9 protein-coding genes are annotated in these 14,272 nt (G+C 73.4%); 8 read left to right on the top strand and 1 reads right to left on the bottom strand.

All coding sequences use genetic code 11. The features are described 5' to 3' along the window. Positions 1-158: 158 nt before the first annotated feature. The 8 genes from WMF36_RS12700 (at position 159) to WMF36_RS12665 (ending at position 13,388) form a co-directional block, all read left to right on the top strand. Positions 159-1,646, top strand: a complete 1,488-nt coding sequence (locus WMF36_RS12700) for an HD domain-containing phosphohydrolase (RefSeq protein WP_437579861.1) — start codon at positions 159-161, stop codon at positions 1,644-1,646. Between the two features lie 2 nt (positions 1,647-1,648). Then, entirely contained in the window at positions 1,649-2,128 is a 480-nt protein-coding gene (locus WMF36_RS12695; protein ID WP_437579860.1) for a lipoyl(octanoyl) transferase LipB, read from the top strand. Between the two features lie 112 nt (positions 2,129-2,240). Then, positions 2,241-4,397, top strand: a complete 2,157-nt coding sequence (locus tag WMF36_RS12690; protein ID WP_437579859.1) for a hypothetical protein — start codon at positions 2,241-2,243, stop codon at positions 4,395-4,397. A gap of 167 nt (positions 4,398-4,564) precedes the next feature. Beyond that, the gene (locus WMF36_RS12685; RefSeq protein WP_437579858.1) at positions 4,565-5,263 is read left to right on the top strand and encodes a hypothetical protein; all 699 of its coding nucleotides are present in this window, start codon (positions 4,565-4,567) and stop codon (positions 5,261-5,263) included. A 125-nt stretch (positions 5,264-5,388) separates the two neighbouring features. Then, positions 5,389-5,940, top strand: coding sequence for an outer membrane beta-barrel protein (locus WMF36_RS12680; protein WP_437579857.1), 552 nt, complete (start codon positions 5,389-5,391; stop codon positions 5,938-5,940). 78 nt (positions 5,941-6,018) lie between these two features. After that, a complete protein-coding gene (locus WMF36_RS12675; RefSeq protein WP_437579856.1) occupies positions 6,019-9,042 on the top strand; it encodes a hypothetical protein in 3,024 nt (1,007 codons plus the stop codon). A 293-nt stretch (positions 9,043-9,335) separates the two neighbouring features. Then, complete coding sequence (locus WMF36_RS12670; RefSeq protein WP_437579855.1) at positions 9,336-11,228, top strand: hypothetical protein; 1,893 nt, start codon at positions 9,336-9,338, stop codon at positions 11,226-11,228. Between the two features lie 63 nt (positions 11,229-11,291). Beyond that, on the top strand, positions 11,292-13,388 hold the full coding sequence (locus tag WMF36_RS12665; RefSeq protein ID WP_437579854.1) for a S9 family peptidase: 2,097 nt from the start codon (positions 11,292-11,294) through the stop codon (positions 13,386-13,388). Positions 13,389-13,489: 101 nt separating this feature from the next. Here WMF36_RS12665 and WMF36_RS12660 read toward each other — a convergent pair whose 3' ends face one another. After that, positions 13,490-14,233, bottom strand: coding sequence for a hypothetical protein (locus tag WMF36_RS12660; protein ID WP_437579853.1), 744 nt, complete (start codon positions 14,231-14,233; stop codon positions 13,490-13,492). Positions 14,234-14,272: the final 39 nt, after the last annotated feature.

The raw sequence follows: 14,272 nt of genomic DNA, 5'->3' as shown, positions 1-14,272 counted from the left end.
CTCGCTCGCGGCGGCCGCCCCCTCCCCGGTAGCGCCATCCGCCTTACCGGGGCGCCGCAGGTCCGTTGGACCTCATAGGGCGCGGGTCCGCCTGTGTGCCCGACCCGCCCACCTTGGAGCGATGGGCTGCGAGCGGATCTGGTAGGCTTGCCGGCCGCATGTCCACGTTTCCAGAAGACCGCCCTCGCATCCTCGTCGTGGACGACGAGAAGGTGATCCGCGACATGCTGGCCGACTTCCTCGGCATGGAGGGCTACTACGTCCGCACTGCAGAGGATGGCACCAGCGCGCTGAGCGAGCTCACGAAGGGTCATTACGATCTCGTGATCAGCGACCTCAAGATGCCGCGGATGGGCGGCATCGCGCTGCTGGACGAGATCGGCAAGACGGCGCCGAACGCGCTCACGGTCATCATGACGGGCTTCGGCACCGTCGAGACCGCGATCGACGCCATGAAGCGCGGCGCCTACGACTACGTGCTCAAGCCGTTCAAGCTGGACGAGGTGGTGCACGTGGTCCAGCGCGGCATCGAGAAGCAGCGGATGGCCGCGGAGAACATCCGGCTGCGCGAGGCGGTGTCGCTCTACAAGGTGAGCGAGGCCATCGCGGCGAGCCTCTCGCTCGACCAGGTGATCGAGACCGTCGCGGACAGCTGTCTCCACGAGGTGCGCGGCGATCTCATCTCGACGTGGCTCGACGACGGCGAGGGGAGCTTCTTCGAGCGGCAGCACCTCCGCGGCCCGTCGGTCCCGCCGGGGGCCGACCTCGGCCGGCTCGACCCGGCGCTCGTGCTCGAGCACTTCCGTCCCGAGGCGCAGCTCCTCGAGCAGGGCATGAAGGGGCTCAGGTTCTTCGCGGCGGAGCCGGCGCTGCCGCTCCAGTCGCTGGTCGCCGTGCCGCTCCGCATCCAGAAGCGGCTCATGGGCTTCGTCGCCGTCGCGTCGTTCACCCGGACGAAGCGCTTCGACGAGGGGCAGCGCAAGCTGCTCAGCATCATCGGATCGCGCGCCGCGGCCGCGATCGAGAACGCGCGCCTCTACCAGGACCTCCAGGCGACGTTCCAGCAGACGATCCAGGGCCTCGCCAAGGCCATCGACAAGATGGACCGCTACACCGCGGGCCACTCGGATCGGGTCGCCGTCTACGCGGTGATGCTGGCGCAGCGGCTCGGCCTCGGCCCGATCGAGATCGAGATCGTCCGCCAGAGCGCGCTCATGCACGACATCGGCAAGATCGGGTGCGTGCTCAACCTGAACAAGCCGGGCAAGCTCACGAACGACGAGTACGAGGTGTTCAAGCGGCACCCCGTCTACGGGCGCGACATCCTCGAGCCGATCAAGTTCCTGCACCCGCTCATCCCCGGCGTGCACCTGCACCACGAGCGCTGGGATGGACGCGGCTACCCGCTCCGGATGCGTGGCAACGAGATCCCGATCATCGCGCGCATCATCTCCGTGGCCGACACGTACGACGCGATGACGAGCGATCGCTCGTACCGCCGGGCGCTCCCGCACGAGGTCGCGGTGGCCGAGATCGAGCGGTGCTCGGGCTCGCAGTTCGACCCCGAGGTCGCGGCCAGCTTCACGACGCACATCGAGGCGTACCGCGATGAGCGGCGGGCGCGCGGCGAGAAGGTCCCCGAGTAGCCATGACGACCGACCCGCTCCGCGACCTCCTGCAGCCCGCGAGGGACCAGGTCGCCCCGCTCGGAGCCCCGAAGCCGCGGCGCGCGCGCGCCGTGTGGATCGGCCGGCGCCGCTACGCCCCGATCCACGATCTTCAGAAGCAGCTCGTCGAGGCGCGCGCGCAGGGGCGGATCGGCGACACGATCCTCCTCCTGGAGCACGACCCCGTCATCACGCTCGGCCCGCGGGCGAACCCGGAGAACGTGCTGCTCGACTCCGGCGCGCTGAACGAGCGCGACATCGACCTCGTCGCGACGGGCCGCGGGGGCGACGTCACCTACCACGGCCCCGGCCAGCTCGTGTGCTACCCGCTGCTCGATCTGCGGCCCGACCGGTGCGACGTGCGCAGGTACGTGCGGTCGCTCGCCGAGGTGATGATCCTGCTCGCGCGCGAGCACCACGTCGAGGGCGGCGTGGTGTCGCTCGGCCGTGCCGTGGGCTAAAAGCCGTCCCGTGCGCGCGCAGCCCACGATACGGCCCCGTGAAAGCGACGGCTCCCTTGTGCACCGCGGCGCCTCGGCCGCGCGGCCGCGCTGGCGGCGGCCCCTCGCCCTGATGCTCGCCACGGCGGCCGTGGCGCTGCTCGTGTTCGCGCTGCTCGCCCCCGTCGCGCTGGTCTTCGCCGGCAGGCGCAGCGCCGCGGCGTGCCTCGCGTCGATCGAGGCGCCGCGCGGCCCCGCGTTGCCCGACTGCCGGCCCGAGATCCGCTGGTTCGCGCTGCCGTCGCGGCTGCCGTGGACTTACCGGACGGCGAGCACGCTGGCCGAGGAGCTCGGCGTGCGCACCGCGGTCGCCGGGTACATCGACGCCGCCGTCGGCCGGCCGGATCGCGCGGCGCTCGCCGGCGCGACCGGGGCGGTGGCGACGGCGGAGGCCGCGGTCTCCGCCGGCTCCAGGCGCATCACGTTCGACGAGCTGGGGCCCGCGGGCGGCGCGCCGAGCCTCGCGCGCGAGGCGGCGCGCCTCGGCGATCGCCGCACGCTCCTGGAGCAGCCGGATCGCTGGCCCGACTGGCACGTGCGCGTGCACACCCTCCGCGCGGCGCTCACCGAGGGCGACCTGCAGCGCGCGCTCGCGATCGCGACCGGCTACGCGGGGATGGACCCCCGCGACGAGGATCTGCGCACGACGGTCGCCGCGATCCTCTGCCTCGGCACGGGAGCAGAAGCCAAGCGTGGCGTCGCGCTCCTGACGCTGACCCAGGACGACCGGGCATCGAAGCGCCACGCGGGCATGGTGCGCAACTGGGGCGAGATCCGCGCCGTCCTGGTCGCCTGCGCTGCCCGGGCCGGCGTCGAGCCTCCGCCGATACCAGAAGACCCCGAGGCCGGCCTGGCCGACGCCGTGGAGGCGCGGCTCGCGCAGCGCGCCCGCCTCGCCGCCGCCCGCGAGGACGCCGCCGAGGCGAAGCAGCACGCCGTGCGAGCGATCCGGGATCTGCTCGTCGCCGCCGCCGCGCTCGATCCGGACGCCCGCGGCGACCTGCTCGCCGTCGTGCTGGCGGAGGGCGGAACGCTCGACGCGACCGAAGCCGCCGCGCTCGCGCGGCCGGAGCCGGACGAGACCGAGGAGGCCGACGTCGCCGTCGGAGGCGCCGGAGCCGCCCCGGCACGCGGCGCAACCGGCGCTGCGCTGGCGCGGCGCGCGGGCTCGCTGCGCGCGCTCGACTGGCTCCCGGAGCGGGGGCTCGCGCAGCCCGCGATCGCCGGGTCGCTGCGCGCGCGCGCAGCGGCGCGCGCCGCCGAGCTGGCCGCCGACCCTCAGCTATCGCCGTCGGATGCCGACGCCCTGCGCGCCGCCGCGGGAGCCCTCGCGCTCCAGGCCGCCCGCGAGCTCGCCCTCGAGGGCGACGCGCCCCGGGCGATCGACGCGCTGGATCGCCTCGGCGCGCTCGCCCCGGAGCTCGCGCCGGAGGCGGCGCGCGCGCTCGCTCGATCGAGCGTGTGGATCCTCGCCGGCGATCGCGATCGCGCGCTCGACCCGATCGAGCGCGTCGACCTCGCCGCGGCGCCGCCGGCCCTCCGCGCGGCCGTGCTCCTGCAGCGCGCCGAGCTCCTCGCCTCGCTCGGGCGCCGGATCGAGGCCGCGCGCGCGGCCGTGCTCGCGGAGGAGGCGACCGCCGCCGCGCGCGCGGCGCGCCCCGGCGATGCGCCCTCGGGGCTCGCCGGGCTCGCGCTGCTCGACGCTCGCGCGCGGTGGACCCGGCTCGCCCTCGCCCTTCCCGGGAGCGGCGAGCCGCTCCGGCAGGGCAGCCCGCCCGCGCTGCTGCCGGCGGACCTCTCCGCCGCCTGGCCGTGGGTCGGCTTCGCGCGCCCCGACGTCCCCTGGGCGCGTGACGGCCAGCCGGCGTTCTCGCGCGCGCTCGCCGCCTGGAGCGCCGCGCGCGACGCGCCGCCGCCCACGCGCCGCGCGCTCCGCTACGCCGTCCTCCGCCGCCGCGGCGACGCGCCGCCCGCGCTCGTCCCGTACGCCGCGCTCTCGGCGCAGCTGCTCGGCGACGGTGAAGGGGACACCGAGGTGTGGCTCGACGCGTTCCTCGCGCTCGACGCCCCCCGCTTCTCGCTCCGGCACACCACCTTCGCCCGGGCCGAGGCGGCGCGATGGCGCGGCGACGAAGGCAGCGCGGCCGCTTGGCAACGCCGGTACGAGGCCCTGCGCGCCGTGGCCTCTGACCCGGCCCGCGCCGAGATCGCGCGCTACCTCGGCCTCTGAGACCTGCGCGCAGAGCACATCGCACCGGGACGGACTCCACCGCCGGGGCGTTCCGTGGCATGCCTTGAAAAACCTGGAGAGCACATCGTCGGCCAGCTGGCGGTGGTGGTGCTCGGTTCCTACGCTACAGCCTGGCTCGCGAAGATTTGCTCGCGGGGAGAGTCCTCATGTGTCCTCATTGCGGAAAGAACGCGCCGGTCATTCACCGCGGGCTCGCTGCGTATTGCACCGCGTGCGGCCGGGAGCGGCTGCCCTTTGCGGGCAAGTCGGTCAGCCTGGCGGGGAAGCCGTCCAGGCTCGGCGGGGCTGTCGCGGGCGCGCTCGGCTGGCTGGTCCTCATCGGGGGCACCGCGCTGGCGCTGCTCCTCGGGCTGGGCTTGGCCGCGCTGTTCCCGGGCTCGATCGCCGGCCTCGCGATCGGCCTGCCGATCGGGTTCATCGCCCTGACGCTCGGCGTGCTCCTCCTGATCGGCGGGCGGAAGCTCTCCCGGTCCGGGGTGAAGGCCTCGCGGGACGCGCAGATCCAGGCGATTTTCTCGCTCGCGTCGCACCGCCGCCGCCCGCTCACCGCGCAGGAGGTCGGCGTCGTGCTCGACCTGCCGGTGTCGGAGGCGGACACCCTGCTCACCGACCTCGCCAAGGAGCGCCCCGACGACGTGGGCGTCGAGCTCGGCGAGCACGGCGAGCTCCTCTACACCTTCCCCGGGATCATGGGGGCGGCCGGCGTCCGCTTCCCGCAGCCCTCGCTCCGCATCGATCCGAGCCACGGCGCGGCCGACCCCGCGGCGAGGGTCTTCACGGAGGAGTTCGAGGAAGAGGACGCGGGCGCGTCCCGCGCTCCCCGCCGCCGCGAGCAGCTCCGCTGAGGATGTCCCGCGGCGCGCATGCTAGCCTCGCGCCGCGCGCCCCTCGAGCGCCCGGCGCGCGCCTCCATCGCCCTCGCTCCCTGGTTCGACGCGGGGGCGCTCCGGGCTGCTCGCCGCCACCGACCATGAGATGCTCCCCTGCCGCCCCGCTGACCGCCGCCGCGCTCGCGCTCGTCGCGCTCCTCGCCCCCTCGCAGGCCGACGCCTTTGAACGGCAATGGCACGCCGGCGCCAGCATCGGGTACGCGCTCCTCGCGGACGGCGGAACGTACCCGGGGCTCGGCGGCGGCCTGCACGTCGCCTATGGGCTCACGGACGCGTTCAACGTGATGGCCGAGCTCGACACCGCGTCCCACCCGGGGGGCGATCTCATGTTCCTCGGCGCATCGGCCGGCGCCGCGTACGTCATCGACATCCTGCAGTGGGTCCCTTACATCGGCCTCATGACCGGCGCGTACGACAGCGTGCGCCTCGCGCCCTGCGGCTCGTATGGCCGGCCGAGCTGCCACCGAGGGCAGTTCGGGGTCTCCATCCCGTTCGGCATCGACTACGCCTTCAACCGCCAGTTCGCCGCAGGCTTCGCCGGCAAGTACACGCTGCTCCTCCCCGGCGCAGGCGACGGTCCGGGGAGCTATTTCACGGCGTTCGCCCGCGCGGAGTTTCTCTGGGGCTACTAGCTCGCGCGTGACGTCCTTCGGAGAGATCGGGCGCAGTCGTGCGAGACCTCCGAGCGAGCCAGACGGAAGGAGCGGACCGTGGAACAGCTTTGGCAGCGTGTTTCTGAGGGCCGGCACACGGCCTTGCTCGACATCGTCCCCGGGGAGCCTCCGTCCCAGCTCGGGCTGCGCGTCCTGCGCGTGCGCTGCGATGTGCCGGAGGTGACGCTGGGGCCGCTGCACGAGGTGCGGACCCAGGTCGAGCGGCTCGTGGGCGGGGCGCCGCCGCTGCTCGATCAGGCGCGGAGCCGCGTCGTCTCCGGGCTGCGGCGCCGGCTCCTCGGCGACGTGCACGAGCGGATGGTGGACGTCGAGTTCATCGAGACCGCCAACCGCCTCGCGCAGCACACCGATCGCAGGTGGGCCATCGTCTTCGACGCCGTGGAGCTCGCCGACCACGCCACGCTCGACGTGCTGCGGCGGGTCGTCTCGCGCCCCGACGCGCTCCGGGTCGCGCTCGTCCTGTCCTTCCGCCTGCATGCGCCCGCCGGCCCCGCCGGCGAGCTGCTCAGCGCCGTGCGCGTCGGCTTCGGCGCCGACGCGATCCTCCGGTCGCCCGACGCCACGACCACGCTGACGAGCGTGACCGCGCCCCCGCCGCCGCCGCAGATCACGCTGCGCGAGCTGCCCGGCGAGGTGCTCCGGGTGCTCCGGGCCGGCGCGATCGTCGGCTCGGGGTTCGAGAGCGAGCTCGTCGCGGCGCTCCTCCGCGTCGATGCGGTCGACGTGCTCGAGGCGCTGCAGCGCGCCGCGGACGCGGGCGTTCCGCTCGAGGACCGCGGCGAGGGGCGCTTCCATCTGCCGCAGACGATCGTCGAGGCGCTCCGCGGGTCGATCCTCCCGTCGCTCGCGCGGCTGTGGCACCGGCGGCTCGCGACCCTCCTCAGCGAGGAGCCGATCGCGCCGGGCGCTCCGGCGGCGTACGACCCGCGCGCAGCGGCGGGCGCCGTCGCGCCCGACCCCCAGAAGAGCCCCGCCGCGGCGCATGCCGACGCGTCGCCGGCGCATGCCGACGCGTCGCCGGCGCACGCCGCAGCGCCGCCGACCCAGAACGTGGTGGCCGCGACCGCGGCCGTCGAGCGGCACCTCGCCGGCGCAGCGGGCCCGGGCGCGCCGCGCGGCGACGACACGGCCGCGCGGGCGAGGCCCGGGGCGACGACGCCGCTCTCGACCGCGCCGCCGTCGCTACCCGCCATCGCGACGCCGCGCACGAGCGGCACGATGCCCCCGCCGGCGGCCGCATCGCCGGGCGCGCCCACCGCCGCCGCCGTGCAAGTTCTCGAGAGCAGCGGCGCGGCGGCCGCCGACGAGCGGGAGAAGGGCGCCGACGCAGGATTCCTTGGAGCGCGCGGCGGGGTACCGCGGGCGGCGGAGACGCTCAGGCCGCCGCCTGCCGCCGCCCATGCCGGCGGCGCGCACATGAACAGCGCGCGCCGCGCGTACCCGCGCGCCGGCCAGGAGAGGTCCACGCCGATCGCGCCCGCCGGGCCGGGCAACCCGCCGTGGCCCTACGCCGAGCTGTTTCCTCGCAGCCCGGAGAGCCGCCGCCGCTCCGAGCCGCCCGAGTCCGTCCGCTTCGACGCCCCGCCCGACTCGCTGGACGCGCCCATCCCGGGGCCGGTGCGGATGCCCCGCGATCTCGCGCCCGGCGGCGCCGCCGGCCAGGCGGACGAGCCGGTCCTCTCGGTCCGTGGGGCCTCGCTGCGCGTCCCCGCCTCCCTGTCCGAGCGACCGCCCCCCGGCGGATCCCGCTCGTCGTTCCCGTGGCCTGCTGCGCCCGACGCCGCGGCCGGCGCTCGCGTCGACCCCGCGCGCGCCGCGGCCGAATCCCTGCGCGCCGCCGCGCCGCTCGGCGTGTCCGTGCACCCGGCCCCGCCGGAGCCGGACCGCGCCGAGGCGGCGAGCGCCGCGGGCGCGCCGGTGCACGGCGCCGGACGCCGGCCCCACGACGCGCGCGCCGCAGCCCACCTCACCGAGGCCGGCGATCTCGAGGAAGCGGCGCGGCGCTACCGCGGGGCCGCGGCGGAGGCGGCCGCCATGGGCGCGTATGCCCAGGCGCTGAGCTACGGGCAGAAGGCGCTCGCGCTGCTCGACGGCATGCCGGCCACCCCCGCGCGCCGGCGGCTCCGCGTCGGCGCGCTCGCGGGCATCGCCCGGGTGCAATGGCAGGCGGCCGGCCCGGACCCGGCCTTCACGCTCGCGGGCGCGCTCGAGGTGCTCGACGTCGCGCGGGCGCTCCTCGCGCAGGGCGACCCGCCGGAGCTGCACGCCGAGGTCGCCGCGCTCATCGCGAGCGTCTGTTACGACGTCGGCGACATGCGCTCGCTGGAGCGCGCGCTGGAGGAGCTCACGACCGCGAGCCGCCAGCTGCTCGACGCCGGGGACGCGCTCGGCTCGGCCCGGCTGCTCAACGATCAGGCGGCGGTCTACGTGCGCATGGGCGATCCCGTCCGGGCGGCGCACCTCCTCACCGAGTCGCGCCGCGTCTTCGAGGAGCGGGCCCGGGTCGATCCGGTGGCGCGCGTCGAGCTGGCCGAGACGGACCACCTCTTCGCGCGGATCCCGCTCCACGTCCCCCCCCGGCCCGGGCGCGAGTCCGACGCCCTGTCGATGGGGATCGACCACGCGCTCGCCGCGGAGCGCACCTACAAGCAGCTCGGGGATGGCCGGGAGCTCGCCCGGGTGTGGGAGACGATCGGCCGGCTGGAGCTCCGCAAGGGTCGCCTCGATCGCGCGACGCAGCGCCTGACCGCCGCGATCGAGGCAGAGGAGGCGCTCGGCGATCTCATCGGCCTTGCCCGCTCGACGGCCGCGCTGGCCGAGGTGCTCTCGGCGAAGGGGCTGCACCGCGAGGCGCTCTCGTTGCTGGCCGAGTCGATGGCGATGAACCTGGAGAAGGGCTCGCCGCTCGGGCTCGCGTACAACCGCCGCGCCCTGAACGCGCTCGTCCCGAACATCTCGCTCCAGGGCGAGGAGGCCGAGCTGCTGCGGAAGCTCGCGGCGCAGCTCGCGGCGGCGGAAGCGGCCCTCGGCCACCTCAGGCTCCCGGGCGAGCCCGACTAGAACACCAATCATGTTGAAACCCGGAGAATTTTCACAGGGAGGCGAGGAGGCGGGGAGGAAGAAAAAAAGAATCTCTCCCTCTCACCGTCTCTCGCTCCCCGCCTCCTCGCCTCCCTGTGAAATTCCTGCTTTTTTTCGGGGTTTCAACCCGTTTGTCGCTCTAGCTCCGCCCGCCAACCATATTCTTCAGGTGCTATGTCAACTGCCGGTCGTCGAGGAGCCTCTCTTAACAAGTCAGAATGGCATTGCGCGGATGACTTGCATGCCTGGCTGTCGAGAGGCGCTGAGTTTTCATGAGACGCGAGCGACTCTGGATCCTCTGCTCGATCCTGCTCTTTCTTGCGCTCGGGTTCTTCCTCTTCGCCTCGGGAGGGACCGACGACACCCACATCACCTATTGGGTGTCGCACGCGCTCGCGCGGCACGGGCAGCTCCTCAACTTCAACGGCGAGCGGATCGAGCAGAGCAGCAGCCTCGGGCTTGTGTGCTTGCTCGCGCTCCTTCACCGGATCACCACGATCCCGATCCCGATCCTCGGCCATTTCACGGGCCTCGCCTTTGGCGCGGCGGCGATCGCCTGGGCCGTATGGCTGGCCCGCGCGGTCTCGCCCCGACTGGCCTACCTCGCGGCCCCGCTCGTGGCGACGACGGGCGGCTTTCTCTACTGGAGCACGAGCGGGATGGAGTCGTCGTTCGCGGCGTTCGCGGCCGTGCTCGCGCTCCTGCAGTGCGCGCGCTTTCAGGATTCGATGGGCGCGGACGCGCCCGCCAGCGGGGCGGCGGACAAGAAGACAGCGGGCCGGGAGCCGGCGGAGACCGGTGACGAAGCGGCCGATGAAGGATCGATCGATGAAGGCGCGGCTGAAAAGAGGGCGTCCAATGAAGTGAAGGCGGGCGAAGCGGCGGCCGCCGAGCAACGGCCTGGGGGGGAGCGCCCGGTCGACCGTGGGCTCTTGATCCGCGCCGGATTGGCCATGCTCCTGTTCGTCACGGTGAGGCCGGAGAGCCCCGTGGTCCTCCTCTGCGTGCTCGTCGCGGCGGTCGCCGGGCATGGAATCGAGGCGCTCCGGCTTCGCACGTCGGACGCGCGGCGGCGGCTCCTCGGGGCGCTCCTGCTCCTCGGCTGCGGCGCCGCGGCCGTCGCCCTGCTGCTCGCCTTCCGGCAGGCGTATTTCGGATCCTTCCTGCCCAACCCGGCGGTCGCGAAATCCGGCGGATTCGCGCTCTCCGAAGGGCTCAAGTACCTCTGGAGAGGGATCTGGGCGAACAACGTCGCGATGCTCCTCTCGCTCGTCCTCGTCCTCGTCCTCCTCGGGCGGGATCTCGTCCGCGGGCGCGTGGCGCCGGCGCTCCTGTTCACGGCCGCCTTCTGCTTCGCCTATCTCGGCTTCATCGCCACGTCAGGCGGCGACTGGATGCCCGGGGCGCGCTTCTTGAGCCAGGCGATCCCCGCGCTGGCGGCGCTCACGATCATGGTGATCGACCGGATGATCCGGAGGCCGATGCTCGCGATCACGGCCGTGGCGCTCTTCGCGGGCCTCAACCTCTTCGGCACCCTCCGGTATGCGCGGGAGGACCTCGGCTTCCCGGGGACCTCGGCCCTCGAGTTCGCCGCCCGTGTACGCTCGGGCATCCCCGAGCCCGGGTTCACCACCGCGGAGTTGTTGAATCGCTCCCACCTCCGGGACGCGCCCCTCATCGCGACGCTGCTCGATCTGATGCGCCAGCTCGGCCCGACGAGTGAGGATCCCGTGTACCTGATGTCAGGGCAGGCCGGCATGATCCCTTATTACGTCTTCCTGGAGCACGGGAGCGCCGCCCGGCTGATCGACCTCTATTCGCTGACGTCGGACCGCCTGCTCCGCTGCCTGCCCCGGAACCACCTCAAGCAGAGCGTCTACGGGTCGGCGATGTCGTACGAGTATTTCTTCAAGAACCAGCGGCGGATCCGCAAGGACTGCCGCCTGCCCAAGCCGACGATCATCTTCAGTACGTCGCTGCGGCCGCCGCTCCGGCGGCTGCTCGCGGAGAACGGGTATACGGTCGTCTACCACCAGAAGGGGCAGATCCGGGATCCGGACCGAGGCTCGTTTTTCCAGGCGTCGGCGCGTGCGGAGGGGTTCATCGCGGTCCTGAAGGAGCGCGCCGAGAAGCTGAACGTGAAGAAGGTCCCCCTGCCCTGGTAGGCCCGGTCGCCGCCGCGGCCTTTGACCTTGCCAGCGCGCGGCCGCTCCGGCGAAATGTCCCACATGTCGTCCCCCTCGACGCGGCGCCGGCGCCACGACGGCGCGCTGCTCTCCTTGCTCGGCATTCTCTCCCTCTCCGCGGCGTGCGCGCCCGCCTCGTCGGCGCCTGCGCCGGCCGCGCCCCGGCCCGTCGCGCCCGCGCCGCCTGTGCCGTCGGTCTCCGCCGAGGCGCCGCGGCCTGCGCCCGCGCCGGAGCGACCGGGGTACGAGGGCCACGGCGCGGCGAGCGTTTCTCCTGAAATCCTGGCACGTTACGCGCCGCCGCCGCTCCCGGACGACGTGTCGCGCCGGATCCAGGTGCTGCTCGATGTGCGCGCTCCTTCTGGCGGCGTCCTCGGGCCGGATGGCAAGGCGCTCTACTTCACCTGGACGATCACGGGGACGAGGCAGGTCTTCCGGCTCGACGGGCCGCAGCGCTTCCCGCTGCAGCTGACGGGCGGCGAGGATCCGACGGTGGTGCAGGACGTCACGCCCGGCGGCGCGCACCTCGTCCTCTCGCGCGATCGCAAGGGCGAGGAGAACCCCGGGCTCTACCTGCAGGACGTGAAGGGCGGCCCGCTCCTCGCCATCCAGCACAAGCCCGGCGTGCAGACGCAGCTGCAGTTCGTCTCCGACGACGGGCGGCACGTCTATTACCGGGCCAACGACGTCAAGAAGGACGCGTATGCCATCTACCGGTATGACATCGCGTCGAAGCAGCGCGAGCTCGTGTTCGATCGCGAGGGCATCTGGCGCGCCGTGGACGCCGCGGCCGACGGCCGCCTGCTGCTCGCGAGGGACGTCGGCTCCAACATGAGCGAGTTCTACGAGTGGGCGCCCGGCGCGCAGGGCGCCGCGAAGGCCGATCCTGCGGCCGGAGCGCTGACTCCCCTCTTCGGGCAGGGCGAGCGCGAGGACTACAGGGCCATGTTCGGAGCGGCGCCCGGCGAGGTCCTCGTGCTCACGCCGCGCCTCGGGGAGTACCGCCGGCTCTACAGCTGGAAGGCGGGCAAGCTCACGCCAATCTCGCCGGAGCTCCCGTTCGACGTCAGCGCCTTCTCCATCGACCGGGCGCGGAAGAGGATCCTCTACACGGTGAATGAGCGGGGCCACACGCGGCTCCGCGCGCTCGACGCGAGGTCGCACCGCGAGGTCAAGCTCCCCGCGCTCCCTGCAGCGGATCATGTGGTACCGGTCGCGACCACGCCGAATGGCCGGTTCACGACGCTGCTCCTGGAGACCGCGAGGGCGCCGGCGGCGAGCTATATCCTCGACTGGACGACTGGCAAGCTGACGCAGTGGCACACCCCGAGCATGCCCGAGATCGCGCCGGACGCGTTCGCGGCGGCCACGCTGGAGTCCTATCCGGCGCGCGACGGGACGCAGATCCCGATGTTCGTGCGGCGCCCTGCCCAGTGCGAGCGGCCGTGTCCGGTGATCGTCCATTTCCATGGCGGCCCGGAGAGCCAGATCAAGGCGGGGTTCAGCGCGCGTGCGCAGATCTTCGTGGACGCGGGGTTCGTGTTCGTCGAGCCGAACGTCCGGGGGAGCGACGGTTACGGCAAGACGTGGCTGCACGCCGACGACGGCGCCAAGCGGCTCGACATCATCACCGACATCGAGGACGCGGCGAAGTTCGTCAGGGCGAGCTTCGGCCACGAGGGACGGCCGCCGAAGGTCGGCATCTTCGGCGGCAGCTACGGCGGCTATTCCGCGCTGCTCGGCATGACGATGTTCGCCGGCGCCTACGACGCGGGCGCGGCCGTCGTCGGCATGAGCAACCTGGTGACGTTCCTCCAGAACACGGCGCCTTACCGGCGCATCCTCCGGATCTCGGAGTACGGTGATCCCGAGAAGGACCGGGAGGCGCTGATCAAACTCTCGCCGATCACGTACCTCGATCGGGTGAAGGCGCCTCTGCTGATCGTGCAGGGGGTGACGGATCCGCGCGTGCCGGCTGGCGAGTCGGTGCAGATCCAGCGGGCGCTGGAGGCGAAGAAGATCCCGTCCGAGCTCATCCTGTTCGCCGACGAGGGGCACGGGGCGCAGAAGCGGGACAACCAGGTACTCCAGTATGGTCACCTGGTGCGGTTCTTCCGGACGCACCTCGGCGGGCGGTAGGCGCGTCTCCCTCGGACATCGGCCCTCCCCGCGCCGCGCGAAGGACACGCTCGCCTCGGGCCTACCGCGTCGAGGCCTGCGAGGATGCGTGTCGGAGGCGGTCAGGCTCCGGAGGGGAGCCCTCCTGCGGCGCTGGGGGCCGGATCCTGCGCAGGGCCTTCCGGCTCGCCGGTGACGCGGGGCGCGTCGGCGGCGAGGTCGTCGAAGATCTGCGGCATCAGGGACACCTTGTCGTGGAGCCGGAGCACGCACTCGACGAGGAGCTTCGCGGCGCCATAGATGGTGAGCCACTCGGCGCGCGCGGCCTTCACCTCGGGGGTCATCGTGCGGCGGGCGAGCCGGGTCTTGCGCACGCTCCGGACGAGCGGCTCGAGGGCATCCCGGGAGCGCTTCAGCTCAGCCGTCCACGCCTCGTGCTCTGGCAGCTGACGCTTGCGCTGCTCGAGCACCTCGACCGCGTGCGCCATCGCCGCCGCGAGCTTCGCGGGGCGGCGGCGGAGCACCGTCGCGAGGGTCTCGCCCTGAAGGAGGTCGCGGGCCAGCGCGACCCCGCCCGGCCGGGCTGCGGCCTGCGCGACGAGGCGGCGCAGCAGATCGCGGCCCATCGCGACCGGATCGACCTGGCCTCTCGTCGCGGTGCTGGGCGCGGAGGCCGTCACCGCAGCCGCGATCGCCTTCAGCGTCGCCGTGTGCAAGGCCTCCGTCGCGGCCTCGAGCCGCGCCGCGATGGCGCGCAAGGCCTGCTGGAAACCCGCATCGATCGGCAGGACGAGCCTCCGGATCTGGGACGCGGTGAGGCGGCCATAGGGCTGGATGTCGCGCTGGTAGATGTAGGCGTCGGACATGGGGGCAGCTCCACCGCGGAACGGGCGGACCCAGCCAGA

This window comes from Sorangium sp. So ce887, from assembly GCF_051521455.1.
Classification (GTDB): domain Bacteria; phylum Myxococcota_A; class Polyangia; order Polyangiales; family Polyangiaceae; genus Sorangium.
Note: the sequence above shows the minus strand (reverse complement) of the source record. Positions and strands in the feature narration are given on the sequence as shown.